A 24,607-nucleotide genomic window follows, 5' to 3' on the forward strand; every position below is an offset into this window, starting at 1 on the left:
ACAGAAATCGATGCAAAAAATAACCCTGAACAGACCGCTCCCGTAGAAAACGATCCTCGTAAAGCGGCTGTGGCCGCTGCCCTTGCTCGAGCTAAATCCAAAAAGTTAGTACAGCAAGCCGTTAATCAACAAGCGGATACGCAAGCGGTCGGTTCTACAGAAATCGATGCAAAAAATAACCCTGAACAGACCGCTCCCGTAGAAAACGATCCTCGTAAAGCGGCTGTGGCCGCTGCCCTTGCTCGAGCTAAAGCAAAAAAAATGGCACAAATGGAGGCTCAAAATGCCCAATGAGTTTAATTTATTTCCGCCGCTTCCTTGGTCATTTTTATTTCTACAAGATTTAATTGGCACCATTGTCTTTGCTATTTCTGGAGCAATGGCTGCTCGCCAGCATAAAATGGATATTTTTGGTCTGTTTATTTTGGCTTTTGTAACAGGTGTCGGCGGTGGCACTCTGCGTGATGTGATGATTGGTAGCACGCCTGTTTTTTGGATAAAACAACCTATTTATGTTTTAATGATTACCCTTGCAGTGATTCTTACCGCTGTGCTGAAACATAATATTGATAAAAAAGGGTGGCAAAAAGGACTGCTGTTTTTTGATGCCATTGGCTTGGGCGTATTTACCGTCATTGGCGTACAAAAGGGCTTAGATTTTGGCGTTCACCCATTGATTGCGATTGCACTCGGTGGCGTAACGGGCTGTTTTGGCGGTCTAATTCGAGATATTTTACGCAATGAAGTACCCATTATTTTACAACGAGAGATTTATGTAACGGCAAGCCTGATCGGTGGAGCCATTTTCGTACTTTTCTACTATGCAGGGGTAGAAAGTCGCTGGGTTGATATTGTGACAATTAGCTCTGTCATTTTTATTCGTTTGTTAGCCATTCGATTTAATTTAAATCTGCCAAGAATTTAAGTAAGCAGAAAGAGAAGGAATAGCATTATGTTCAAAATGGTGAGTTCTCCCCACACTCATTCATCAAATTTAACCGCAAAATTTATGCTTTGGGTCATTTTTTCGATGCTACCTGCCATTTTTGCATTGTGGTATTTTTTTGGCTATGGTGTATTAATTCAAATCACTATTGCACTAATGCTAGCCATCGTTATTGAACTAAGCGTTGCAAAAATACGGCGTAAACCGACCGCTTTCTATCTATCTGATTTTTCAGGCGTACTGACAGGTCTAATTCTCGCAGTTTCAATTCCGCCCTACGCGCCTTACTGGCTGATTACCATTGGAATGGTCGTTGCATTATTATTAGCAAAGCACGCTTATGGTGGTTTAGGGCAGAATATTTTTAATCCTGCGATGGTCGCTTATGCGTTATTGCTGGTCTCATTTCCTGTACAAATGACAGCGTGGCTAGTTCCGCTGGAACTGCTCAATGAACCACCAACATTGGTAGACAGTTTTTCGTTGATTTTTAAGGGAATCACCAGCGATGGTTTTAGTCTTCATCAATTAATTAGTAGTGTTGATGGCCTCTCTCAAGCCACTCCATTAGACAGTGCGAAAACCAACCTTACCACACTCGGTATGGATAACTTACTTGCTTCACCTATTTTTAAGCATTCGCTTGCAACAGGTTGGTGGCAAATCAATGCTGCTTTTTTAGGAGGCGGACTATTCTTATTGTATAAGCGAATTATTCACTGGCAAATTCCACTGGCAATGTTAGTAAGTTTTACCCTATTCAGTCTTGTTACCCAACTGATTACGCCTCATCAGCACTTAAATGTGGTCACTCATCTGTTCAGTGGAGCAATGATGTTTGGTGCGTTTTTTATCGCAACGGATCCCGTTTCCGCCTCCATCACCCCAAAAGGAAAATTAATCTTTGGCGGTCTAATTGGGATCTTGTTATACCTTATCCGCTACCACGGCAATTACCCTGATGGGATAGCCTTTTCCGTGCTACTCGCCAATATTTGCGTGCCACTGATTGATCATTATACTCAACCTCGTTTGTACGGCACAAAAAAAGGTCGAAAAAATAAATAGCGGTCAAAAATCAAAAAAAATATAGGAATAAGAATAGAATGCAGGTAAAAAAAATAACTACTCAGTATGGGCTAATTTTAGGAGCAGTGGCACTGCTTTGCACTGCCATTTCCACCGCCGTTTTTCTTTTAACTCAAGAGAAAATTGCTCAAGTTACCGCTCATCAACAGCGCCAATTGTTACAAGAAGTTGTGCCGCCTTCTTATTTTGATAACGATCTACTCGCAACTTGCAAAATCGTGGATCTGTCCAATTCACCCTATTTGGATCGGATTTACCTTGCAAAAAAAGCAGATAAACTCACCGCTTACGCAATCCAAGCTACTGCTCCTGATGGCTATTCTGGCAATATTGTACTTCTAATGGGTATTCAACCTGATGGCAAAATACTTGGTGTGCGAACACTAGCCCACAACGAAACACCAGGGTTAGGTGATAAAATCGAAACTCGTGTTGATGATTGGATTGAAAGCTTCACTGGCAAGCGCTTTTCATTAGAAAATGAAGCACTATGGAAAGTCAAAAAAGATGGCGGGCAATTTGATCAGTTTACGGGAGCAACTATTACTCCAAGAGCAGTTGTCAATAATGTTCGCCTGAGTGCTAAATGGGTGATCACAGAACTGAACTCCTCTCCTACATTGATTGAACATTTCCCAAACTGCCAGTAGTATGATGAGAGAAGATAAAAAATTGAGAATATAAGAATGAACAATCAAAACCAAATTCCAATTACAGCAATTGAAGATACGCCAAACGGCTCATTGCCAATCTCATCACAAGCCTCGACACAATCGTGGCGTAGGCTATTTACTGAAGGGGTGTGGAAAAATAATGGGACATTAGTGCAATTGTTAGGACTTTGCCCCTTGCTGGCAGTCTCAAACAATATGACCAATGCTCTTGGTTTAGGCATAGCCACGATGTTAGTGCTAATTTGCACCAATACATTCGTTTCTATTTTTCGCCATTTTACGCCTCATGATATTCGCATTCCAATCTATGTAATGATTATAGCCACCGCCGTTACCGCCATTCAGTTACTAATGAATGCGTTCGCCTACCCCGTTTACCAATCTTTGGGAATTTTTATCCCCTTAATTGTTACCAATTGCATTGTTATTGGACGTGCGGAAGCTTTTGCCTCTAAAAATTCGGTACTGCATTCTGCATTTGACGGATTTTCAATGGGGCTAGGTATGACGTTCAGCCTTGTGATACTTGGAACACTACGAGAAATTATCGGCAACGGTACACTGTTTGACGGATTGCATTTATTACTTGGAGATTGGGCAAAATCCATTAGAATAGATCTGCTGCAACTAGACTCTGGTCTACTGCTCGCTATTCTTCCCCCTGGGGCATTCATCGGTTTGGGGATTATTCTCGCCATAAAAAATTTGATCGACCGTAAATAAAGCATTAGAACGTGGAACATTTGTAAATAAATATTCACATAGATCCACAACAAAAAGAGACACTATGACAAAACGCATTACAGAACGCTCAGGCTATGAGCATAAATTTCTAATGGAGTTTCTTTATCCTAAATATTGGAGCATTTGGTTTGGCGTATTTATCCTTGCCATCTTAGCCTATGTGCCTGCAAAATTGCGAGATAAACTCGCCGCTTGTATCGGCAAAATAATTACTAGATATCTCAAAAAAACAGATGGAAAACAATACCATAGAGCGGAGGTAAATCTACGTTATTGCTTTCCCAATTGGAGCAAAGAAAAACGTGAAACCGTTATCGAAAAAATGTTTATTACGGTTTCACAAACAATGCTGGCAATCGGAGAAACTGCAATTAGATCGACTGCTTATCTACAAAAGCGGTGTGAATTTTCAGGTTTTGAATATGTTAAAGCGGCTCGCTCACAAGGTAAGAATGTTATTTTGCTTGTCCCACACACTTGGGCGATTGATGCGGCAGGGGTGGCAATGTACACTCACGGTTTCCCAATGACGTCAATGTACAATCCCCATCGCAATGCATTAGTTGATTGGCTATGGAACATCACTCGAGAGCGTTTTGGTGGAAAAATGCACACTCGTCAGAATGGAATTAAAAAATTTCTGAATGATGTTAGAAGGGGCGATTTGGGTTATTTCTTGCCTGATGAGGATTATGGCGAAGAATTAAGCGTTTATGTTGATTTTTTTGCTACAGAAAAAGCAACACTCCCAGGATTGAACAAAATGGCAAAAGTCACTAACGCTGTTGTCATTCCAATGTTTCCAATCTATAACGATAAAAAATCCGTTTATCAAATAGAAATCTTACCACCGCTTGAATTTTCGGAATCGGAAAAGCGAGTAACCTATGAGGAGCAATCTGCACGAGAGATGAATAAAATAATCGAATATTTTGTCAGCAAAAACCCAGAGCAATATACTTGGATTTTACGTTTACTCAAAACTCGCCGCAATGGTGAAGATATTTATCAAAAGAGCTAACGATCTGCTAATGACCGTTGTCAATATTTATCAGGCGTAATTTTTACGCCTTTTAACATCATTTCTCAAAAAACTATTAAAACAATGAAAACCAGTATTTATGATACTCCTGTCTTTTTTGAACGCTATCTTAAATTACGTCAAAATCCAATCAGCCTGAACGAAGTGGTAGAAAAACCAACAATGTTCTCTTTACTACCAGACTTAACAAATAAAAAGGTCTTAGATCTCGGTTGTGGCACTGGCGAGCATTTATTGACTTACTTACAACTTGGTGCAAGAGAAGTCGTTGGCATTGATTTATCACAATCAATGCTCAAGCAAGCAAAAAATACCGTTGAAAATCACTGGAAGAATCAGACCACTTGTCGCCTCTATGCATTACCGATGGAACAGCTTTCACAATTAGTTGAAACTCATTTTGACCTTATCACTAGCTCATTTGCATTTCACTACATTGCCGATTTTCCACAATTACTCACGGATATTTCGACTAAATTAACACCAAATGGTAGGCTCATTTTTTCACAAGAACACCCCATCGTTACTGCACATAAGCAAGGAGATCGTTGGGAGAAAAATGCACAGAAACAACAAATTGCTTACCGACTAAATCATTATCGAGAAGAAGGAATACGAGAACGTAATTGGTTCAAGCAATCTTTCAAAACGTATCACCGCACAACCGCAACTATTATTAACCAGCTCATTAGTACAGGCTTTGCGATTGAGCAAATAGCAGAACCAATGCTCACCGAGCAAACACAATGGCATAACGAATTCAAAGATCTTCTTCATCGTCCGCCTTTACTGTTTGTAAGATCAGTAAAAAAATAAGGCTTTTTCTATCCACATAACCTGTGGATAACTTTGTGGATTATTATTAAAAAAACACAGTAAACCTTGATGTATTCTAGGGTTTTACAACCCTCTTTACAATTGATTGCAAAATAACTTATCTTTTAAAATCAATGAGTTATATTTTATCTAGCCATTTTTCTCAAAAATTTTTCAGTTTTAAAGCAATTTATCGCTTGACAATAAATACCTGTGCAAAACTTATCTCATCACCTTCTCTGGCACTTGACTTTCGGATCTTTTCCTTGCTTTAAAAAATGCCTCTCTTCTAAAAAGAGAGGCAAAACCAAAGAACAAAAATAACTATTTTTTGACCGCTTGCTGCCAAGTGGCAAGCCACGCCCTAACGCTATTTAAATTAGGTTGGGTAAAATCTAACTGACGATATTGTGGCAGTGTTTTAAATGCGGAATCAGCTTGATCACTGACAACAGGCTTCATCACATTATGAAATGCAATAATCTTTTGAGCTTCTGGCTGCTGCAAAAATTGTAAAAACTGGCGAGCCAATTCAGGCTGCTTGCTACTTTTCGTGATTGCTGCTACCTCAATTTGTACTAGATGCCCCTCGCTAAAATTTGCCGCAAGATAATTTTCATCTTGTTCGTGCCATTGATGGTAGAGTGGCGAAGTCGCATAGCTTAAGACAAGATCCGATTCACCTTTTAGAAATGCACCATAAGTTTCAGACCAACCTTTTCCCACCGTTACAGTATGTTTAGCCAAGTTTTCCCAAGCCTGTGGTGCATTCTCACCATAGACACTATTTACCCAGTAAAGCAGCCCTCGCCCTACGGTACTTGTACGAGGATCTTGATAAATCACTCTCAAATCTTGACGTTCCACTAATTCTTTTAAACTCTTCGGCGGATTGGCTAACTTTTGCTTATTATAAATAAATGCATATTCACCGAAATCATATGGAATAAAGGTTTTATTTGACCACGCTTGCGGTAGCTCCAGATGAGCTTGTGTCAATTTATGCTCAATAAACAACCCTGATTTTTCAGCTTCTGGCATCAGAAAATTATCAATCCCCAGCAATACATCAGCTTTGGTTTTCTTCCCTTCAAGACGCAGACGGTTAAACATAGTAATACCATCTTCAAAGGGCATAAATTTAAGATCACATTGGCATTGCTGTTCAAAAAGCGGCTCTAATTTTGGTGCGGCCCCCCATTCTGAGGTAAAAGAGTCATAGGTATAAACGGTTAGTGTGGGTGAATTCGCTATTGCTGAAAATGCCGTGAAAGACAATGCGGCAAAAGAAAGTGGAAAATGTTTGGTGAGTTTCATTAGATATTCCTTCTAAAAAATAAAAATAGAAGGATTCAAAACAGGCGATAATCTATTTTCTGTCTCAAATCCCTACGCTGATATTAGTCAGATCAGGTTCTATGGGTATCTCTCAGCACTGTAATGCACCCCAATGAGAACAGTAAATATTCTACAATAAAAAACCCACACTGCATAAACAAATGTGGGTTTCAATTCTGCATTATTTAGAATTAACGACGTAAGCCTAAACGTGCAATGGTATCTGCATATTTAGCAAGATCGGTACGCTTCAAGTAGTCTAATAATTTACGACGACGTGAAACCATACGCAATAAACCACGACGACCGTGATGATCTTTTTTGTGTGTTGCAAAGTGCGATTGTAAGTGGTTAATTTGTGCAGTTAAAAGTGCAATTTGAACTTCAGATGAACCAGTATCTTTTGCATCACGACCAAATTCAGCAACGATTTTTGCTTTTGCTTCTACGCTTAGAGACATTTTTACTCCTAAAAAGGTGAAAGTGAATATTCATCAATAGCCGATCTCTAATTCAGCTACGACACGAGGTTCGAAATTCTAAAGATAAGCTCACTTAAAAGCAAGCCTTTTTCAAACATTTTACCTAAGAGTTTAATGTTGATTATTCGTAGGCTGTAAATACTCTTCTCTATTTGGATCAACAACCTTCGATTTACGAATCGCAGGCTCTACCGTTGAGCCTTGCACTAAAATAGAGAACATTACGACCGAATAGGTCATCACAAGAATCAAATCTTTAACATCAATCCCATTCACAAATGCCGTTTTTGCTGGAATAGATAACGCCATCGCCAACGCCAAGCCGCCACGCAGTCCTCCCCACGTCATAATTTTCAATGTGTAGGGGTTGTAAGTACGGAATTGTTGTAAGACTTTAAACGGAATCCACAGACTAGCATAACGAGCCACTAAGCAGATTGGAATAGCCGCAATCATTAACACCGTGCCGTAAATGTTAAAATCAATCAATAACAGTGCGAAGCCAATAAGGAAGAATAATAACGAATTGAGGAAATGGTCAATCATTTCCCAAAAATGGTCTAAGTAACGCTGACTCTGCTCTGAAAAACCTGAATGACGAGTCCAGTTTCCAATCATAATCCCTGAAACGACCATCGCTAATGCACCTGAAACGTGCAAAATATTATTGGCAAACATAAAGCCTGCGGTTGGGATAGTGAGGGTAAGAAGAATCTCCATACTGCCATCATCAGTGTTAGAAATTAAAATGTGCGCAATAAAACCTAGCACAAACCCAAATAAGATGCCGCCGATAGCCTCGTGCAAAAACAGTCCCATAATTCCACTAAAAGTCGCTTCTTGCCCGCCAAATGCAACAGCAAAAACTGTGATAAAAATCACCAAGCCGACACCATCATTAAATAACGACTCCCCCTCAACTTGCATTGATAACCTTTTAGGTGCTCGTAAATTTTTAATAATTGCCAGTACCGCAATTGGGTCTGTAGGTGAAATCAATGCACCAAATAATACACAATAAATAAAATCAACAGGCAGCCCTATCAAATGGCTAATGGCATAAATCATTGCACCAATAAAGAAAGTTGATGACAAAGTAGAAAAGAGTGCAAAAATGGTAATTTCCCATTTTTGGTCTTTCAACACAGGTAGCTTAATGCCTAACGACCCTGCAAACAGCAAAAAACCTAAAATCCCATTTAGCAAGAAACTTTTGAAATCCACCTGCTCCATTACTTCTTTGGCTACACTGTCTAAGCTAAACCAACCTAAAGAGCCAAGCAAAAGCAACAACAATGAACCCACCATTGCCGCAGCGGTAATCGCAATAGTAGATTGCACTTTATCGCTGATTTTATGCGTAAAAAAGCCTAATAAAATAGATAACGCAGACAGGAAACAGATATATACATAAATACCCATACGGTATCCTTAATCAAGTAGAGAGAAAATCAAGGCAACGCCTTATTAACAAAATAGGGCGAGAATTAAAACAAATTTGGGGAAGAAAAGCAAAAAATTCCGTATCGCTCATTTTCGCCAAGCGGTCAAATTAATTCATTATTTTACACAAATTCAAATTGGAGAATATTCCTGTTTTAAGTATAATCAGCCCCATTTCTGACTAGATTAGGATTTCCAAAATGATTGAAAAAATGCACGAAAAAACAAACAGCCTTTGGTTTAAAGTTATCTTTGGATTAATCGCTGTTACTTTCGTCCTTGGTGGAATTGGCGGGACGTTAATTGCAACAGATACTTCAGCAGTAAAAGTGAATGGCGAAGAAATTTCTCAACACGCATTTAACAATGCCAAAAATAATGAACAAAATTTGCGAATTCAGCAACTTGGTGAACGCTATTGGGATCTGATGGAAACGCCAGAGTACTCTCGCACTTTCCATCAAGATGTCCTCAATCAATTAGTAAATGAAGAATTATTGCGTCAATATGCTGCGGAACTAAAGCTTGGTATCAGTGCCGACCAAATCAAATCCGAAATTGTCAATCTTGACATCTTCCAAAAAGATGGAAAATTTGACAATCATTTATATCAGCAGCTTTTGCGTAACAATGGTCTATCTGCAGACCAATATGCGGCTATTATCAACCAAGATATGCTGTTCTCGCAGCTTCAAGAAGGCGTAATAAGTAGCAATTTTATCGTTCCCGCTCAACAAGAATTGTTAGCCAAATTATTATTGCAAAAACGTCAAGTTCGCCTCTCTACCTTATCTCTTGAGCAAGAAATCACACAGCAGAATGTAACAGATAACGAGCTAGTTGCACATTTTGACCAGCACCAAAATAATTTTGTTAAACCTGAAACCCTCACTGCAGAATTTGTTTCAATCACACCAAAAGATATTGAGAAAAATATCAAAGTAACAGACGAACAAATTGAGCATTATTATCAAACGAACCTCTCTCAATACGTTACCAAAGCAGAAAAACAGATTGCACATATTCAAGTTGAGACTGCCGATCAAGCGGTCGAAATTGCCAAAGAAATTGCAAATGGCGGCGATTTTGCACAGCTTGCACAGCAAAAATCACTTGATAAACTTTCTGCTGCAAACGGAGGGGATTTAGGCTGGGTAACAACAGGGATCTTTCCAAAAGCATTTGAAGAGGCAGCCCATACACTCAATGTGGGCGAAGTGAGCAATCCTGTTGAAGTGGAAGGTAAATACCACATTATTAAAGTGCTTGCAGAAAAAAAACCGACTCAAATTCCCCTTGAGCAAGTCAAGGCACAAATTACAGACACGCTTCGCAGTGAACTTGTTCTCACCGAATATTCTCGCATTACTCGTGAAATGGCAAATCACGCCTTTGAGAGCAACGGCTCGCTTGCTGAAGTGGCAAAAGTGGCTAACTTAACTGTGCAAAATACAGAATCCTTTACCCAAGAAAACGTGCCTGCACCGCTCAACCACGAAAAAGTGATCAAAGCCCTCTTCAGTGATGAGCTACGTCAAAACGGACAAAATTCTGAGGCACTTGAAGTTGGGGATAGCCTCTCTCCACATACACTTTTTGTCAGAGTGAGTAAATATGAGCCACAACGCCTGTATACTTTTGAAGAGGCAAAAGAAGCTGTTACTCGCTCACTAAAACAAGAAAGAGCAGAAAACGCACTGAAAATAAAAGCAGAAAACCAGCTCAAAGCACTTCAAGAGGGCAAACTCGATACAGTAACCTTCGATAAAAGTGAAGAATTTGCTTTTATTCAGCATCAAGACCCTGTTCTCTCTAACACCATCTTCGCAATGCCTAAACCGAGTAACGATAATCCTGTTCAGCCAACTTATCGAATCGGTAAAAATCTCGCTGGCGACACAGTCATCATTGCTCTTGATAAAGTCACCGACGGCGACATTACTCAATTTAAAGCGATGATTCCACAGTTAGAGCAAGCAAACCAACTCTCTATGCTACAAAGTTTAACGCAAGCATTGCGTGAACGAGCAAGCATTGAAATTAATGAGCAATTTATTGAAGATGTCATCAATCAAGCACAATAAATCTGGCAGACTAAGTTAATGTTTTTTAATAGACGATACCAAAAACTTAGTCTTGACATCATTAATTAAAAAGCACAGAATTTGCAACAATTTTTTAATAATCTTCAGGGCAGGGTGAAATTCCCGATCGGTGGTAAAGTCCACGAGCGAAACGAAAACAGCATAAGTTTAAGTTGAGCAGGAACTGGTGAAATTCCAGTACCGACAGTATAGTCTGGATAGAAGAAGATACAAAATCACTGCATAAGCGGTGGTTTTTCTCATCTTTTTTGCAAGCCTTGAGATCGAAAGATTTCAAGGCTTTTTCTGTTGCACAAAACCGTTACCTTAAAACGGTCGTGTGGCATATTTCCTGCCCTTAAAATAACTTCAACAATGACCGATTTAGATTATATGCACCGAGCCATTTCATTGGCCAAACAAGGTTTAGGCTGGACCAATCCCAATCCATTGGTAGGTTGTGTCATTGTCAAAAATAACCAAATCGTTGCCGAAGGCTATCACGAAAAAATCGGTAGTTGGCACGCAGAACGTAATGCCATCTTAAATTGCCAAACCGATTTAACAGGAGCAACCGCTTACATTACGCTAGAACCTTGCTGCCATCACGGTCGCACACCACCTTGCTCAACATTACTGATTGAGCGTGGTATTAAAAAAGTCGTGATTGGCTCTCGTGATCCTAACCCACTGGTTGCAGGGCAAGGAGCTGCACAACTTCGTCAGGCAGGAATTAACGTAGTGGAAGATTTTTTAAAAGCCGAGTGCGATAAATTAAATCCGATTTTTTTTCATTATATTCAAACCAAGCGTCCTTATGTCTTGATGAAATATGCAATGACGGCAGACGGTAAAATTGCCACCCATAGCGGACAATCCAAATGGATTACAGGCGAACAAGCAAGAGCAAATGTTCAAGCCACACGCCACCAATACAGTGCCATTATGGTGGGCATTGAAACTGTTTTAGCGGATGATCCTCTGCTCAATTGTCGCATACCGAATGCCAAACAACCAATTCGGATTGTCTGCGATAGTCAATTACGCACGCCACTGGAGTGCCAGCTAGTACAAACAGCCAAGGAATACCACACAATCATTGCCACTGCTTGTGATGATTTGCAAAAAATAGAGCGATTTCAACCGCTTGGCGTAAGAATTCTAGTCTGTAAAGCGAAAAACAAGCGGGTCGATTTACACGATCTGTTACAAAAACTAGGAGAAATGCAGATTGATAGCCTATTACTTGAAGGTGGTTCCAGCCTCAATTTCAGTGCGTTAGAGAGTGGTATTGTCAATCGCATACACTGCTACATTGCGCCCAAATTAGTGGGAGGAAAACAAGCAAAAACGCCAATCGGAGGGCAGGGGATCAACGATATTGCCAATGCGGTAAAACTGAAGTTAATCTCAAGTGAACTCATCGGCAATGACATTTTATTGGATTATGAAGTTTTAAATCCTCCCTTTAGATAAAGAATAGAATTAAAACGGAGAAAAAATGTTCACAGGAATCATTGAAGAAGTGGGTTGTGTGGCTCAAATTCATAAACAAGGCGAATTTGCCGTTCTCACAATTAACGCAAATACTGTGCTTAAAGATGTGAAATTAGGCGATAGCATTGCCGTCAATGGCGTATGCTTAACTGTAATATCATTTTCCGCCACGCAGTTTATGGCTGATGTGATGTCAGAAACACTAAAACGCACTTCACTTAGCGATCTGATCATTGGTAGCCCTGTAAATCTAGAGCGAGCGATGGCAGCAAATGGGCGTTTTGGCGGGCATATCGTATCAGGGCATATTGATGGTACAGGCGAAATTACCGAAATTACGCCTGCTCATAACTCAACGTGGTTTCGTATTAAAACCTCGCCAAAATTGATGCGTTATATCATTGAAAAAGGCTCAATTACGATTGATGGCATTAGCCTCACGGTGGTCGATACTAATGATGAAAGTTTCCGTGTTTCCATTATTCCGCACACCATCAAAGAAACGAATTTAGGCTCGAAAAAAATCGGCAGTATCGTGAATTTAGAAAATGACCTTGTTGGTAAATATATCGAACAATTTTTAATGAAAAAGCCCATTGATGAGCCGAAAAGCAATATCAGCTTGGAATTTTTAAAACAGTCTGGGTTTTAATGTTTTTTTGTAGGGACGCAGTGCCTGCGTCCGTGGACACACGCAGTGTGTCCCTACCCCTTATCTCATTTAGGAAAATAAAATGACAACTTTCCAATTTTCAAAAGTAGAAGATGCCATTGAGGCAATTCGTCAAGGTAAAATTATTTTAGTAACCGATGACGAAGATCGTGAGAACGAAGGTGATTTTATCTGTGCGGCAGAATTTGCCACACCTGAAAATATCAATTTTATGGCAACTCACGGTAAAGGTCTAATTTGTATGCCAATCTCTCGCCAAATTGCCGAAAAATTGGAGCTGCATTCAATGACCACTAAAAATACGGATAACCACGAAACTGCTTTTACGGTGGCGATTGACTATATTGAAACAGGTACAGGGATCTCTGCGTTTGAGCGTTCGTTAACCGCCTTGAAATTAGTAGACGATAATGCTAAAGCAAGCGATTTCCGCCGCCCAGGACATATGTTCCCGCTAGTGGCAAAAGATGGTGGTGTATTGGTGCGTAACGGACATACGGAAGCAACCGTTGATTTAGCTCGCTTAGCAGGTTTGAAATCGGCTGGTTTGTGTTGTGAAATTATGGCAGAAGATGGCACGATGATGACAATGCCGAATCTGCAAAAATTTGCACTTGAATACAATATGCCGTTTATCACCATTGCTCAACTGCAAGCGTACCGCCGCCAGTACGACAAATTAGTTGAGCCTGTTTCAGTGGTAAAAATGCCAACTAAGTATGGCGAATTTATGGCACATAGCTTTGTGGAAACCATTAGCGGTAAAGAACACGTTGCGTTAGTAAAAGGTGAGATTGGCGATGGTGAAAATGTATTATGCCGTATCCATTCAGAATGTTTGACAGGCGATGCATTCGGCTCACAGCGTTGCGACTGCGGTCAGCAGTTTGCAGCAGCAATGACGCAAATCGAAAGAGAGGAGCGTGGCATTGTACTTTATCTTCGCCAAGAAGGGCGTGGCATTGGTTTAATCAATAAATTGCGTGCTTATGCCTTGCAAGATCAAGGAATGGATACCGTTGAGGCGAACCTTGCTCTTGGCTTTAAAGATGATGAACGTGAATACCACATCGCTGCTCAAATATTTGAGCAATTAGGCGTAAAATCTATCCGCTTGCTCACCAACAACCCAACGAAAATCGAAGGATTGAAAGCTCAAGGAATGAACATCGTCAGCCGTGAGCCGATTATGGTTGAACCAAATCCGCACGATTTGGAATACCTCAAAGTGAAACAGTACAAAATGGGACATCTGTTTAATTTCTCATTTTGATTTCGTAAATTCGGTAGGGACACACTGCGTGTGCCCACGGGTGCAGGCACTGCGTCCCTACAAATGATAAACCAATAACAAGCGGTCAATTTTTTTAACAATTTTGCATATTATTGAGGAGAACAAAAAATGGCAAAAATCACAGGTAACTTAGTGGCAACAGGGTTAAAATTCGGTATCGTTACCGCTCGTTTTAACGATTTTATCAATGACAAATTATTAAGTGGTGCGATCGATACTCTCATTCGCCACGGTGCAGACGAAAACAACATTGACACAGCCTGGGTTCCAGGGGCATTTGAAATTCCGCTCGTTGCCAAGAAAATGGCAAGTAGTGGAAAATATGATGCGATCATCTGTTTAGGCACCGTTATTCGTGGTTCAACCACACATTATGATTATGTCTGCAACGAGGCAGCCAAGGGCATTGGTGCTATTGCATTAGAAACAGGCATGCCTGTTATTTTCGGCGTATTGACAACCGAAAATATTGAGCAAGCCATCGAACGTGCAGGTACAAAAGCAGGCAATAAAGGGGCAGAATGTGCATTAGGTGCAATCGAAATGGCAAACCTACTAAAATTTTTCTAGCCTTTTTACACATCTTGATAAATAAGGTATCACCTCTGCATTTTTGCGTAAATACTGCTAAAATGCAGAAAAATACAAATCGAAAGGGGTAATAATGAAACAGCAAACACTTGCTATCATCAAACCTGATGCCACTCGCCGCCACTTGATTGGCGAAATTTTAGCTTATATTGAACAACACAGCTTCACGATTAAAGCATTAAAAATGGTGCATTTAAATCAGGAACAAGCTGGCGGTTTCTATGCAGAACATCAAGGCAAACCCTTTTTTGAGCCACTCGTTGATTTTATGACCTCTGCCCCTGTCGTAGTCGCCGTGCTGGAAGCAGAAAATGCGGTAGCAACATATCGAAAATTGATGGGTTCGACCAACCCTGACAACCGAGAAAAAGGCACAATTCGGGATAAATATGCATTAAGTTATCGAGAAAATTCCGTACACGGTTCAGACTCTGAACACTCGGCAAAACGTGAAATTGCCTATTTTTTTACACCAAACGAAATAGTTGATTAAATATCTAACCATTCTTTTTTATCGTTGTAAAACTTGATGCTTCGCCTCCTTTTTTGTGAACTAGATCACAAAAAAGGATTTTTTTGGGAAAAATTTATTTGCTGTATCGATTTAGCAAATAAATAGAGTACAATCCCGCTGACACATTTTCTATTTTTAGCTTATACCACAAGGAGATGAAATGCTTAATTTATCAGCAGAAAATATCCAGCTCAACGCCACGGCTCACTCAAAACAAGAGGCTATCCAACTTGTTGCCAATGGTCTTATTTCAAACGGCAATGTTGCTGACGGTTACCAACAAGCTATGCTAGATCGTGAGACACAGACCTCTACCTTTTTAGGTAACGGTATTGCCATTCCGCACGGCACACTGGAAACACGGCATTTAGTACAACAAACTGGCGTACAAATTTACCAATTTCCACAAGGTGTGGACTGGGAAGAAACTAGCCAAGGGGGGCAAGTAACCAAAGAGGGGGAAAGCAACAAAGCCTACATCGTGATTGGTATTGCAGCCAAATCCGATGAACATCTAGGCTTGCTTCGCCAATTAACACACATTTTAGCCGACGAGGAAATCGCTAACACCTTGGCACAAACCGATAACCTTACTCATTTTATTGATTTACTCAGTGGGAAAAAAACCGAAGAATTGCCTGCTATTTCAAGCGAATTGTTATCATTAGATTTAGACAGTATCAGCCTTTTAACGCTATCTGCAATCAACGCAAGTAAATTACACGAGAGAGGCTATGTACAACCATCTTTCTTGCAAAATATTCTCGCTAATCGACCGCTCGCTTTGGGTGATAATCTCTTTCTAAATGACAGCACAGAGGGCAATCTCGCTAATGGTATAGCCGTTGCACGCAACAAAGAAGGCAAAACACTCATTACCATCTCGGCAACCAACTATTTATTTGTTCACCAGCTTACTCCTTTATTTTCCCTTACAACTCGCCAAAAAATCACTGTATCCCCTGCACCACAAATCATTGATCTGCTTTCAAACACAGCTGAAAATTCAACTTCAGCAAATACGCCTGAACAGTCCAATCATTCAATTAGCCGCACATTCACCATACATAATGCTCACGGTCTTCACGCTCGCCCAAGTGCCGTGTTAGTCAATGAAGCGAAAAAATATCAAGCCACCATAAAAGTGCAAAATCTTGATAAAAACTCACCGCTTGTTAATGCAAAAAGTTTGATGAAAGTCGTCTCGCTGGGAGCAACCAAAGGCTCAATCTTGCGTTTCGTCGCAGAAGGTAATGATGCAGAGCAAGCACTAGAAGGCATTGAGCAAGCGATTGCGGCTGGACTGGGAGAATAAAAATGACTGCTCAAATCGATACAACAGGATTGCGTATTGCCACTGTTACGCTCAACCCCGCCCTTGATTTAGTCGGACAATTAACAAAGATTGAAATCGGCGAAGTCAATAGTGTGAAAACACTTGGGTTATACCCTGCGGGCAAAGGCATTAATGTTGCCAAAGTGCTGGCTGATTTAGGCTGCAAATTATCTGTTACTGGCTTTTTAGGGCAAGACAATCAAAGCGATTTTGTACACGCTTTTCAACAGTATTCATTTAATGATCACTTTTATCGTGTCGCAGGTAAAACACGGATTAATGTCAAGATTACCGAAACTGAAGCCGAGGTTACCGATCTGAATTTTTCTGGTTTTGAGGTTTCAAGCCAAGATTGGGACGCCTTTATGTTGCAATCCAAAGCATTAGTAGACCACGTTGATCTGCTCGCTGTCTGTGGTTCATTGCCTTGCGGAATCAATCTTGAACAATTCACAAATTGGCTAAAAACGCTACAGCAACAAGGCGTTAAACTCGTTCTTGATAGCAGCAACGTCGCCTTTAATCACGGTATTCAAGCAAATCCTTATTTAGTCAAACCCAACAAGCGAGAACTAGAAATATGGGCAAATCAACCGCTAAATAGCCTTGAAGAGATTATCTCTGCGGCACAAAAATTGCGCTCAATCGCAAAAATTGACAACGTCATCATCTCAATGGGGGCAGAAGGGGCAATCTGGCTGAATGATGAGAACATTCTCCACGCTCAGCCAGCACGTTGTGAACAGGTTGTCAGTACGGTTGGTGCTGGCGATTCAATGGTTGCAGGTTTGATTTATGGACTGTCACAAGGTTGGAATAAAGCGAAAACCTTTACTTTCGCTACAGCAGCATCAGCCTTAGCAGTTTCACAAAGTAATGTTGGTATAAATGATCGCACAGCACTCGATCCGCTTATCGAACAAGTTAAATTAACTCCACTTTTTTCAAACACATAAGGATTCCAATATGAAGATTTCTTTTATATTTCCAACCTATCTCGGCAATGCTCGCAAATTTTTGATCAATGAAATGTTGTCCGCAGCCGCTAAACAGCAGCAATATCAAGTTGTAGAAGTCGAACACGCAGACCTGGTTCTCTTATTTGATGATAACATTCCAGCAAATGCAGCAGGCAAACTAGGCACAATCGCTAATTTAGATCAGGCTTTTAGCCAACCAGAAAATACTCTCACACAAGCGGTCAATTCTGCAAAAATTCTCGCAAAACCGACCGCTAACGTTTCTCTTGAAATAGCTACGCAAACTCACGCAAAAACTCAGCCGAAAAATATTATCGCAATCACCGCTTGTCCAACAGGTGTGGCTCATACTTTTATGTCGGCAGAAGCAATTGAAAATTATGCTAAGACACAAGGCTGGCAAATCAAAGTGGAAACTCGTGGTCAGGTCGGTGTCGGTAATCCAATTTCTTCCGAAGAAATCGCCGCAGCGGATTTGGTCTTTGTTGCGACAGATATTGATGTTGATTTAAGTAAATTTAAAGGCAAATTAATGTATCGTACCTCTACAGGATTAGCGTTAAAGAAAACTGCACAAGAGTTCGAAAAAGCATTCGCTCAAGCAACGATTTATCAGGAAAATTTAACGTCCAAACCTGTCGAAAATGCCACCACTAATGAGAAAAAAGGGTTATATAAACATTTAATGACGGGCGTATCGCATATGCTACCGCTTGTCGTTGCTGGCGGATTATTAATTGCGATCTCATTTATGTTTGGCATTGAAGCCTTTAAAGATGCAACCATTGCCAACGGTTTACCGAAGGCGTTAATGGATATTGGTGCAGGCAGTGCATTCCATTTAATGATCGCTGTATTTGCAGGCTATGTTGCCTTTTCAATCGCAGACCGCCCAGGGCTGGCTGTAGGGTTAATTGGCGGTATGCTCGCCACCACTGCAGGGGCTGGTATTCTTGGGGGAATAGTCGCAGGTTTTTTGGCAGGTTATACTGTCAGAGGACTTAACCATATTATCCAGCTTCCTGCAAGTCTCAGTTCACTCAAACCGATCTTAATCCTTCCACTGTTAGGCTCAACAATCGTTGGGCTTGCAATGATTTATCTGATTAATCCACCTGTCAAAGCAATTATGGAAACGTTGGTGGAGTGGCTCAATTCGATGGGACAAACCAATGCGATTATTTTAGGGGCAATTTTAGGGGCGATGATGTGCGTTGATATGGGCGGGCCTGTCAATAAAGCGGCCTACACTTTTGGCGTAGGCTTAATTGCCTCACAACAGTACGCACCAATGGCAGCAGTAATGGCAGCGGGAATGGTACCACCAATTGGTATGGCGATTGCAACCGTGATTGCACGCCGTAAATTTAACAGCAATCAATATGATGCAGGCAAAGCCTCATTTGTACTCGGGCTATGCTTTATTTCAGAAGGGGCATTGCCTTTCGTTGCGGCTGATCCTGTGCGAGTCATCGCTACCTCCATTTTAGGCGGAGCAACCACAGGGGCTATCTCAATGGCATTTGGTATTACCCTCCAAGCACCGCACGGCGGTTTATTCGTGATCCCATTTGTCTCACAACCAATGATATATTTGATTGCCATTACGGCAGGTTCGCTAGTTACTGGCATAATTTATGCACTAATCAAGCAAAAATCGGTATAATTTACTCGCCCCTCGTTTGTTTAATTTCACTAAATCGGTCTCTCCTTGAGACTGATTTTTTTACTGACAGACTATCCTCCTTATAGACTGTCATTCCTATTACTTGGGGCAAGATAAATAAAAATTCATTAAATATGATTTTTTATTCATTTATTTCTTGTTTTTATGCATAGATTCGCATACTATCTTTTGTAATTTTTTGTGGGAGGGATTATGGCAAAGTTTCATATTTTTGTTGATGGTGCAATTGGAACAACTGGTTTGCGTATTTTTGAACGACTTAGCAGAGAGACAGACATTGAATTAATGCAGCTACCTGAAAAACAGCGAAAAGATCTGAATACTCGCTTACATACTATTGGACAAGCCGATCTAACTTTTCTTTGCTTGCCTGATGAGGCGGCAAAAGAGATTATCAATTATGCTCCCACCGATGCAAAAATTTGTGATACTTCGACCGCTCACCGTATTGATCCAAACTGGGTATATGGATTAGCAGAACTTTCCAAACAGACGGATAGAATCCGTGCTGCAAATCGTGTTGCAATCCCTGGTTGCCACGCAACAGGCTTTATTAGCTTAATTCGCCCATTGGTGGAAATGGAAGCAATTCTCACGGACTTTCCGCTCACTTGTCATTCAATCACTGGATTTTCAGGAGGGGGAAAGGCAATGATTGCCGACTATAACCTGCCAAATCGCCTACCCGAATTAAATGCCCCTCGCCTCTACGGCTTAAGTTTACAGCATAAACACTTACCTGAAATGACCACATTTACAGGAATTACTCAGCCCCCTTTATTTACCCCTGTCGTGGCGGATTTTTACAGCGGCATATTAGTCTCTATACCGTTACCAATGACTGCATTTTCAGCCGCTTACCAATCGGGAGAAAAGCTCACTATGTTACTGCAAGACTACTACCGAAACCGACCACTTATTACCGTTAAACCCTTTGCAGCATTACCTGAAAGTGGAATGTTGGCTGCAAATACTTTGACTGGGAAAGACAATTTAGAGATCGCTCTATTTGGTAATAATCAACACATTTTGCTAACAGCACGCTTTGATAATCTTGGTAAAGGGGCATCAGGTGCAGCCATTCAATGTATGAACCTAATGTTAGGTCGTGAAGAAACCGCAGGGCTTTCTTTTTAATTATTTATAGTAAATACAACAAGAGGTAATCCAATGAGTGTTAAAATTTTAGGCGGAATAACCGCCCCCAAAGGATTTAAAGCCAGTGGTGTACACTGTGGGATTAGAAAAAATAAAAATAAACTTGACTTAGCGTTGCTGGTAAGTGATGTACCTTGTGCAACGGCTGCAGTCTACACCCAAAATAAAGTACAGGGTGCTCCCATTTTGGTTACAAAAACACACATTGCTGATGGCTATAGCCAAGCAATGCTATGTAACAGTGGTAATGCGAATACTTGTAACCCCAATGGGGTTGAACTTGCCAAAACGTGCTGTGAATTGGCCGCTCAAGCGACTGGCTTAAAACCCAATGATTTTGTCATTGCCTCAACGGGTGTTATTGGTATGCCTTTGCCAATAGAGCCATTTGTAACAGGCATTCCGTTAGCAGTCGATATGCTAAGCAACAAAGGGGGTAACTTCGCTGCAGAAGCTATTATGACAACAGATACCCGCCGTAAAGATTTTGCATTAGAATTTAAGCTTGGCGGCGTACTTTGTCGTATGGGGGTAATGACAAAAGGCAGTGGAATGATAAACCCCAATATGGCAACAATGCTGACTTTTATTACAACAGACGTTGCGATTTCACCTCAAATGTTAGACCAAGCTCTGAAAGCAGAAGTGAAAGAAACACTAAATCAAATTTGTGTAGATGGCGATACCTCCACGAACGATATGGCGGTGGTGATGGCAAATGGTTTAGCGGGGAATCCGTATATTGCGGAAAATAATGCAGACTATGCTACATTTTGTACGATCTTGCACAAAATTTGCGTCTGGGCAAGCCGTGAAATTGCGGGTGATGGTGAAGGAGCAACAAAACTTTTGCAATGTAGTGTCCACCACGCTCCTAGTAAAGCAGTCGCATTATCCGTTGCAAAAAGCATTATTTCAAGCGATCTCTTTAAATCCGCAATGTTTGGTGAAGATGCAAATTGGGGGCGAGCGTTATGTGCTATTGGTTATGCAGAAGGCGATTTTTCTATCAAAAATGTCTCCCTCACTCTTAAAAGCGAAAAAGGTGAAGTATTGGTTTGCCAAAATGCGATGTATCACCCCTATAGCGAAGAATTTGCGAGTGAAATTTTAAGCGAGCGTGAAATTGAAATTTTAGTCGATATGCACGATGGAGATTATTATGCACAAGCGTGGGGCTGTGATTTAACGTATGAATACGTCAAAATCAATGGCGATTATCGGAGTTAAGCAGCACAAGCGGTCAGATTGAGGTCAAAAAATGCAAAATTCAGAGATTAGCCAATTCGCAAAGCTCTCAAAACTCGCCCTGTTACAGTTAAGTAAATGGCAGGGTGCAACAGTTGTCGTTAAGTATGGTGGCAATGCGATGATTACCCCTAATTTAACACAAAATGTAATGGATAATGTACGTCTATTACATCAGTTTGGAGTGAAGGTGGTATTAGTACACGGCGGAGGGCCAGAAATTGCTCAGGGCTTAAAGCAAATTGGTAAAGACAGTCAATTTATCAATGGATTACGAGTAACCGATCAAGAGACAATGGACATTGTCGTACAAATGTTAGCTGGTAAGGTAAATAAGAATTTAGTCTCTCAACTCGGTAGTCAGGGAATTGGGTTATCTGGCGTAGATATGGCAATGTTAGTTTGTAAAAAAATTGAAGCCGAATTCGATATTGGCTTTGTTGGAGAGATTGTCGCAGTCAATCCAAAAGGGATCCATTTTGCTCTCACTCAAGGACTTATTCCTGTTATTTCTACCATTGGTACTGACGAAAATGGCACACTGTATAACGTTAATGCAGATACTGCAACCGCTGCCATCGCAATCGCAATTAAGGCGGATAAGTTAGTTATGATGACCGATATTGCTGGCTTGTTGCGAGATAGTATTGATGAAAGCACACTCATCTCTAGTGTGAATATTGAAGATGTTTCAACCTTGATCACAGAGGGGATTATTTCTGGCGGAATGGTACCTAAAATTCAGTGTTGTGTAGAAGCAGTAAAAGCAGGGGTAGGTGAAGTGGCTATTATAGATGGGCGAGTAGAGAATGCGATTTTGTTGGAAATGCTAGGTAAACTAGGTAACGGTACACGTTTTTTCAGAAATTAACCTAAGGAAAAGAGAAATGGATAACGCAGAAGTTCAAGCACGAGATCACACCTTTATCGCACAAACGTACGGACGATTCAATTTAGCACTATCGCATGGAAAAGGCTGTGAGGTTTGGGATTTTCAGGGTAAGTGTTACCTTGATTTTACCAGTGGTATTGGCACGAATAGCCTTGGCTGGGCTGATGAAAAATGGCTTACCAATGTCGTCGAGCAAGCAAGTAGATTACAACACACATCAAATTTATTCTATACTGAGCCTACGAGCTATCTAGCTGAAACATTAAGCCGTGTAAGCGGTTTGAAACGTGCATTTTTTTGCAATTCTGGTGCTGAAGCAAATGAAGGGGCAATCAAAACTGCCCGTAAATATAGCCACGACAAGTATGGCACTGGACGTTCTGTCATTTTAACCCTTGAAAACAGCTTCCATGGACGCACTATTTCTACCCTTGCTGCAACAGGGCAAGCCATCTTTCATCAACATTTTTTTCCATTCACTGAAAATTTCGAACACTTACCTATTAATGATCTAAGTCGTTTCCATCAACGGATTGAAAAAGCAGATGTTTGTGCTGTGATTCTAGAAATTGTACAGGGAGAAGGTGGAATACAAAACTTAGAAGCTGGCTATCTACAGGGCATACAAACGTTATGTCAAGAACGAGATATTTTATTAATTATTGATGAAGTTCAAACAGGGATTGGGCGTACAGGCAAAATGTTTGCTTATCAGCATTTTGACTTAACCCCTGATATGATAACTCTCGCTAAGGGATTAGGCGGGGGCTTACCCATTGGTGCAATACTCTTTGGAGAACGATGTGAGGAAACACTTGGTTTAGGTGATCACGGTTCGACCTATGGGGGGAATCCCGTTTGTTGTGCTGCCGCCAATGCGGTATTGGCACGTTTAGATGAACAATTTTTATCCGCCGTAACCCAAAAAGGAGAGTGGCTTAAACAGGCTTTGCTAACGCTTCCTAAAGTAAAAAATGTAACAGGTTTAGGATTGATGCTTGGCATAGAATTTGAAAAAGGAATTAGTGCAAGTGATGTACAAGCTAAAGCAATAAACGCTGGATTACTGACACTCACCGCCAAACAAAAATTACGTTTACTCCCGCCACTGATTATTGCACAAGCACAATTGGCACAAGGCATTGCAATTTTACGAGAAATTTTATTGGACTAAACAAGCGGTAAAGATCCTTCTACTCCAATAAGATCTTTTTATCTCCCTCGTTCTTACTACCTTGGGAAATATTCTAATGATAGATAGCCATATTCACCTAGATCAATTTTCTGATGAACAAATTACAAGCATTCTCAGTGATTCACGTTTAGATGCTGTGATTGCCGTTGCAACAAATCTCCAAAGTTGCCAACGGTTACTTTCTTTAAAAAAATCACAATCTAAAATTTTTATCGGTGCGGGTTTTCACCCAGAGCAACCTTTACCGAGCAAAAGTGTGCAGAATGAACTATTTGATTGGATTGTAAAAAATTCATCAGAGCTGACCGTTCTTGGTGAGATCGGATTACCCCATTATCGCAAACAAAAACAACCAAACCTTGACTATACACCTTACCTTGAGCTACTAGAAGGATTTATTATCCAAAGCAAGCACTATGATTTACCACTTAATTTACATATCGTATATGACGATACGTTTTTAGTGCTAGATTTGTTAGCAAAACACCATATTAAACGAGCACATTTTCATTGGTTTAAAGGATCAGATTTAGCATTAGAGGCACTTCTAGCAACGCAATATGTTGTCAGCATAACCCCCGATGTACAATGGAATCCAAAAACTCAGAGAGTGGTCAGTTATTTCCCTCTAGCACGTTTACTAATTGAAACAGATTCGCCTTGGCAACATCAAGGTTTTCAGTCCTCAACAATAAACCAACAACTTCAAGCAGTGATTCATAAAATCGCTGAATTAAAAGGGATTAGTTATCGGTCTTGTGCCAGCCAGCTGCGGGAAAATATATTAAGTTTCTATCGCTTACCCCTAACCAAAACTATCACAAAATAGCAATCATAGACAACAGTCATCATCAACTAATACAATCGTTGCAAATTTATCGCAA

General features: G+C 40.6%; 23 protein-coding genes, 1 pseudogene and 2 riboswitches. Of the genes and pseudogenes, 21 read left to right on the forward strand and 3 right to left on the reverse strand.

Annotated features, from left to right (window positions below; genetic code table 11):
* From EV693_RS07380 to EV693_RS07410, 7 genes and pseudogenes are all read left to right on the forward strand, one after another.
* Positions 1-294 (forward strand): annotated as a pseudogene (locus EV693_RS07380) (electron transport complex subunit RsxC); the annotation flags it as partial.
* Positions 284-925, forward strand: a complete 642-nt coding sequence (locus EV693_RS07385) for a trimeric intracellular cation channel family protein (protein WP_132501725.1) — start codon at positions 284-286, stop codon at positions 923-925. The pseudogene EV693_RS07380 and the gene EV693_RS07385, both read left to right, overlap by 11 nt.
* Positions 926-952: 27 nt before the next feature.
* Positions 953-2,014 carry an electron transport complex subunit RsxD gene (gene rsxD / locus EV693_RS07390; RefSeq protein WP_132501726.1) on the forward strand — a complete coding sequence of 354 codons (1,062 nt, stop codon included), beginning with the start codon at positions 953-955 and terminating at the stop codon, positions 2,012-2,014.
* 38 nt (positions 2,015-2,052) lie between these two features.
* On the forward strand, positions 2,053-2,685 hold the full coding sequence (gene rsxG, locus EV693_RS07395; RefSeq protein ID WP_132501727.1) for an electron transport complex subunit RsxG: 633 nt from the start codon (positions 2,053-2,055) through the stop codon (positions 2,683-2,685).
* Positions 2,686-2,721: 36 nt separating this feature from the next.
* Positions 2,722-3,432, forward strand: coding sequence for an electron transport complex subunit E (locus EV693_RS07400; RefSeq protein ID WP_132501728.1), 711 nt, complete (start codon positions 2,722-2,724; stop codon positions 3,430-3,432).
* A 64-nt stretch (positions 3,433-3,496) separates the two neighbouring features.
* Positions 3,497-4,474: a lauroyl-Kdo(2)-lipid IV(A) myristoyltransferase gene (gene lpxM / locus EV693_RS07405; protein ID WP_132501729.1), complete on the forward strand. Its 978-nt coding sequence runs from the start codon at positions 3,497-3,499 to the stop codon at positions 4,472-4,474.
* 84 nt (positions 4,475-4,558) lie between these two features.
* Positions 4,559-5,311: a class I SAM-dependent methyltransferase gene (locus tag EV693_RS07410; protein WP_132501730.1), complete on the forward strand. Its 753-nt coding sequence runs from the start codon at positions 4,559-4,561 to the stop codon at positions 5,309-5,311.
* Positions 5,312-5,635: 324 nt separating this feature from the next.
* On the opposite strand, the gene thiB is transcribed toward EV693_RS07410, so the two are convergent.
* From thiB to EV693_RS07425, 3 genes are all read right to left on the reverse strand, one after another.
* Complete coding sequence (gene thiB, locus EV693_RS07415) at positions 5,636-6,628, reverse strand: thiamine ABC transporter substrate binding subunit (RefSeq protein ID WP_132501731.1); 993 nt, start codon at positions 6,626-6,628, stop codon at positions 5,636-5,638.
* Positions 6,629-6,679: 51 nt separating this feature from the next.
* Positions 6,680-6,771, reverse strand: a riboswitch (TPP riboswitch).
* Between the two features lie 69 nt (positions 6,772-6,840).
* Positions 6,841-7,110, reverse strand: a complete 270-nt coding sequence (gene rpsO, locus EV693_RS07420) for a 30S ribosomal protein S15 (protein WP_132501732.1) — start codon at positions 7,108-7,110, stop codon at positions 6,841-6,843.
* Positions 7,111-7,242: 132 nt separating this feature from the next.
* Positions 7,243-8,553, reverse strand: a complete 1,311-nt coding sequence (locus tag EV693_RS07425; RefSeq protein ID WP_132501733.1) for a cation:proton antiporter — start codon at positions 8,551-8,553, stop codon at positions 7,243-7,245.
* A 221-nt stretch (positions 8,554-8,774) separates the two neighbouring features.
* Between EV693_RS07425 and EV693_RS07430 the strand changes: the two genes are divergently transcribed.
* The 14 genes from EV693_RS07430 to EV693_RS07495 all read left to right on the forward strand — a co-directional run bounded on the left by EV693_RS07430 (position 8,775) and on the right by EV693_RS07495 (position 24,552).
* Positions 8,775-10,658: a SurA N-terminal domain-containing protein gene (locus EV693_RS07430; RefSeq protein ID WP_132501734.1), complete on the forward strand. Its 1,884-nt coding sequence runs from the start codon at positions 8,775-8,777 to the stop codon at positions 10,656-10,658.
* A 96-nt stretch (positions 10,659-10,754) separates the two neighbouring features.
* A riboswitch (FMN riboswitch) is annotated at positions 10,755-10,892 on the forward strand.
* A 141-nt stretch (positions 10,893-11,033) separates the two neighbouring features.
* On the forward strand, positions 11,034-12,134 hold the full coding sequence (gene ribD / locus EV693_RS07435; protein ID WP_132501735.1) for a bifunctional diaminohydroxyphosphoribosylaminopyrimidine deaminase/5-amino-6-(5-phosphoribosylamino)uracil reductase RibD: 1,101 nt from the start codon (positions 11,034-11,036) through the stop codon (positions 12,132-12,134).
* Positions 12,135-12,159: 25 nt separating this feature from the next.
* Entirely contained in the window at positions 12,160-12,807 is a 648-nt protein-coding gene (gene ribE / locus EV693_RS07440; protein ID WP_132501736.1) for a riboflavin synthase, read from the forward strand.
* An 82-nt stretch (positions 12,808-12,889) separates the two neighbouring features.
* Positions 12,890-14,101 (forward strand): bifunctional 3,4-dihydroxy-2-butanone-4-phosphate synthase/GTP cyclohydrolase II, encoded by a 1,212-nt coding sequence (locus EV693_RS07445; RefSeq protein ID WP_132501737.1) that lies wholly within the window; start codon positions 12,890-12,892, stop codon positions 14,099-14,101.
* Positions 14,102-14,230: 129 nt separating this feature from the next.
* Positions 14,231-14,692 carry a 6,7-dimethyl-8-ribityllumazine synthase gene (gene ribH / locus EV693_RS07450; protein WP_132501738.1) on the forward strand — a complete coding sequence of 154 codons (462 nt, stop codon included), beginning with the start codon at positions 14,231-14,233 and terminating at the stop codon, positions 14,690-14,692.
* A gap of 94 nt (positions 14,693-14,786) precedes the next feature.
* Positions 14,787-15,206, forward strand: coding sequence for a nucleoside-diphosphate kinase (gene ndk, locus EV693_RS07455; RefSeq protein ID WP_132501739.1), 420 nt, complete (start codon positions 14,787-14,789; stop codon positions 15,204-15,206).
* Positions 15,207-15,387: 181 nt separating this feature from the next.
* Positions 15,388-16,542, forward strand: coding sequence for a fused PTS fructose transporter subunit IIA/HPr protein (gene fruB / locus EV693_RS07460; protein WP_132501740.1), 1,155 nt, complete (start codon positions 15,388-15,390; stop codon positions 16,540-16,542).
* A gap of 2 nt (positions 16,543-16,544) precedes the next feature.
* Positions 16,545-17,519, forward strand: coding sequence for a 1-phosphofructokinase (fruK, locus tag EV693_RS07465; protein WP_132501741.1), 975 nt, complete (start codon positions 16,545-16,547; stop codon positions 17,517-17,519).
* Between the two features lie 10 nt (positions 17,520-17,529).
* Positions 17,530-19,209 carry a fructose-specific PTS transporter subunit EIIC gene (locus EV693_RS07470; RefSeq protein WP_132501742.1) on the forward strand — a complete coding sequence of 560 codons (1,680 nt, stop codon included), beginning with the start codon at positions 17,530-17,532 and terminating at the stop codon, positions 19,207-19,209.
* 213 nt (positions 19,210-19,422) lie between these two features.
* Positions 19,423-20,367: an N-acetyl-gamma-glutamyl-phosphate reductase gene (argC, locus tag EV693_RS07475; protein ID WP_132501743.1), complete on the forward strand. Its 945-nt coding sequence runs from the start codon at positions 19,423-19,425 to the stop codon at positions 20,365-20,367.
* Positions 20,368-20,400: 33 nt separating this feature from the next.
* Entirely contained in the window at positions 20,401-21,618 is a 1,218-nt protein-coding gene (argJ, locus tag EV693_RS07480; RefSeq protein ID WP_132501744.1) for a bifunctional glutamate N-acetyltransferase/amino-acid acetyltransferase ArgJ, read from the forward strand.
* A gap of 31 nt (positions 21,619-21,649) precedes the next feature.
* Positions 21,650-22,507, forward strand: coding sequence for an acetylglutamate kinase (argB, locus tag EV693_RS07485; protein WP_132501745.1), 858 nt, complete (start codon positions 21,650-21,652; stop codon positions 22,505-22,507).
* Positions 22,508-22,523: 16 nt separating this feature from the next.
* Positions 22,524-23,702, forward strand: a complete 1,179-nt coding sequence (locus tag EV693_RS07490) for an aspartate aminotransferase family protein (RefSeq protein WP_132501746.1) — start codon at positions 22,524-22,526, stop codon at positions 23,700-23,702.
* 76 nt (positions 23,703-23,778) lie between these two features.
* Complete coding sequence (locus tag EV693_RS07495; protein WP_132501747.1) at positions 23,779-24,552, forward strand: TatD family hydrolase; 774 nt, start codon at positions 23,779-23,781, stop codon at positions 24,550-24,552.
* Positions 24,553-24,607 lie beyond the last annotated feature (55 nt).

Source organism: Nicoletella semolina, assembly GCF_004345745.1.
Lineage (GTDB): Bacteria > Pseudomonadota > Gammaproteobacteria > Enterobacterales > Pasteurellaceae > Nicoletella > Nicoletella semolina.

Coding starts and splice junctions, on each gene's coding strand:
- EV693_RS07385 (WP_132501725.1), top strand. CDS start 284: ATGCCCAATGAGTTTAATTTATTTCCGCCGCTTCCTTGGTCATTTTTA.
- rsxD (WP_132501726.1), top strand. CDS start 953: ATGTTCAAAATGGTGAGTTCTCCCCACACTCATTCATCAAATTTAACC.
- rsxG (WP_132501727.1), top strand. CDS start 2,053: ATGCAGGTAAAAAAAATAACTACTCAGTATGGGCTAATTTTAGGAGCA.
- EV693_RS07400 (WP_132501728.1), top strand. CDS start 2,722: ATGAACAATCAAAACCAAATTCCAATTACAGCAATTGAAGATACGCCA.
- lpxM (WP_132501729.1), top strand. CDS start 3,497: ATGACAAAACGCATTACAGAACGCTCAGGCTATGAGCATAAATTTCTA.
- EV693_RS07410 (WP_132501730.1), top strand. CDS start 4,559: ATGAAAACCAGTATTTATGATACTCCTGTCTTTTTTGAACGCTATCTT.
- thiB (WP_132501731.1), bottom strand. CDS start 6,628: ATGAAACTCACCAAACATTTTCCACTTTCTTTTGCCGCATTGTCTTTC.
- rpsO (WP_132501732.1), bottom strand. CDS start 7,110: ATGTCTCTAAGCGTAGAAGCAAAAGCAAAAATCGTTGCTGAATTTGGT.
- EV693_RS07425 (WP_132501733.1), bottom strand. CDS start 8,553: ATGGGTATTTATGTATATATCTGTTTCCTGTCTGCGTTATCTATTTTA.
- EV693_RS07430 (WP_132501734.1), top strand. CDS start 8,775: ATGATTGAAAAAATGCACGAAAAAACAAACAGCCTTTGGTTTAAAGTT.
- ribD (WP_132501735.1), top strand. CDS start 11,034: ATGACCGATTTAGATTATATGCACCGAGCCATTTCATTGGCCAAACAA.
- ribE (WP_132501736.1), top strand. CDS start 12,160: ATGTTCACAGGAATCATTGAAGAAGTGGGTTGTGTGGCTCAAATTCAT.
- EV693_RS07445 (WP_132501737.1), top strand. CDS start 12,890: ATGACAACTTTCCAATTTTCAAAAGTAGAAGATGCCATTGAGGCAATT.
- ribH (WP_132501738.1), top strand. CDS start 14,231: ATGGCAAAAATCACAGGTAACTTAGTGGCAACAGGGTTAAAATTCGGT.
- ndk (WP_132501739.1), top strand. CDS start 14,787: ATGAAACAGCAAACACTTGCTATCATCAAACCTGATGCCACTCGCCGC.
- fruB (WP_132501740.1), top strand. CDS start 15,388: ATGCTTAATTTATCAGCAGAAAATATCCAGCTCAACGCCACGGCTCAC.
- fruK (WP_132501741.1), top strand. CDS start 16,545: ATGACTGCTCAAATCGATACAACAGGATTGCGTATTGCCACTGTTACG.
- EV693_RS07470 (WP_132501742.1), top strand. CDS start 17,530: ATGAAGATTTCTTTTATATTTCCAACCTATCTCGGCAATGCTCGCAAA.
- argC (WP_132501743.1), top strand. CDS start 19,423: ATGGCAAAGTTTCATATTTTTGTTGATGGTGCAATTGGAACAACTGGT.
- argJ (WP_132501744.1), top strand. CDS start 20,401: ATGAGTGTTAAAATTTTAGGCGGAATAACCGCCCCCAAAGGATTTAAA.
- argB (WP_132501745.1), top strand. CDS start 21,650: ATGCAAAATTCAGAGATTAGCCAATTCGCAAAGCTCTCAAAACTCGCC.
- EV693_RS07490 (WP_132501746.1), top strand. CDS start 22,524: ATGGATAACGCAGAAGTTCAAGCACGAGATCACACCTTTATCGCACAA.
- EV693_RS07495 (WP_132501747.1), top strand. CDS start 23,779: ATGATAGATAGCCATATTCACCTAGATCAATTTTCTGATGAACAAATT.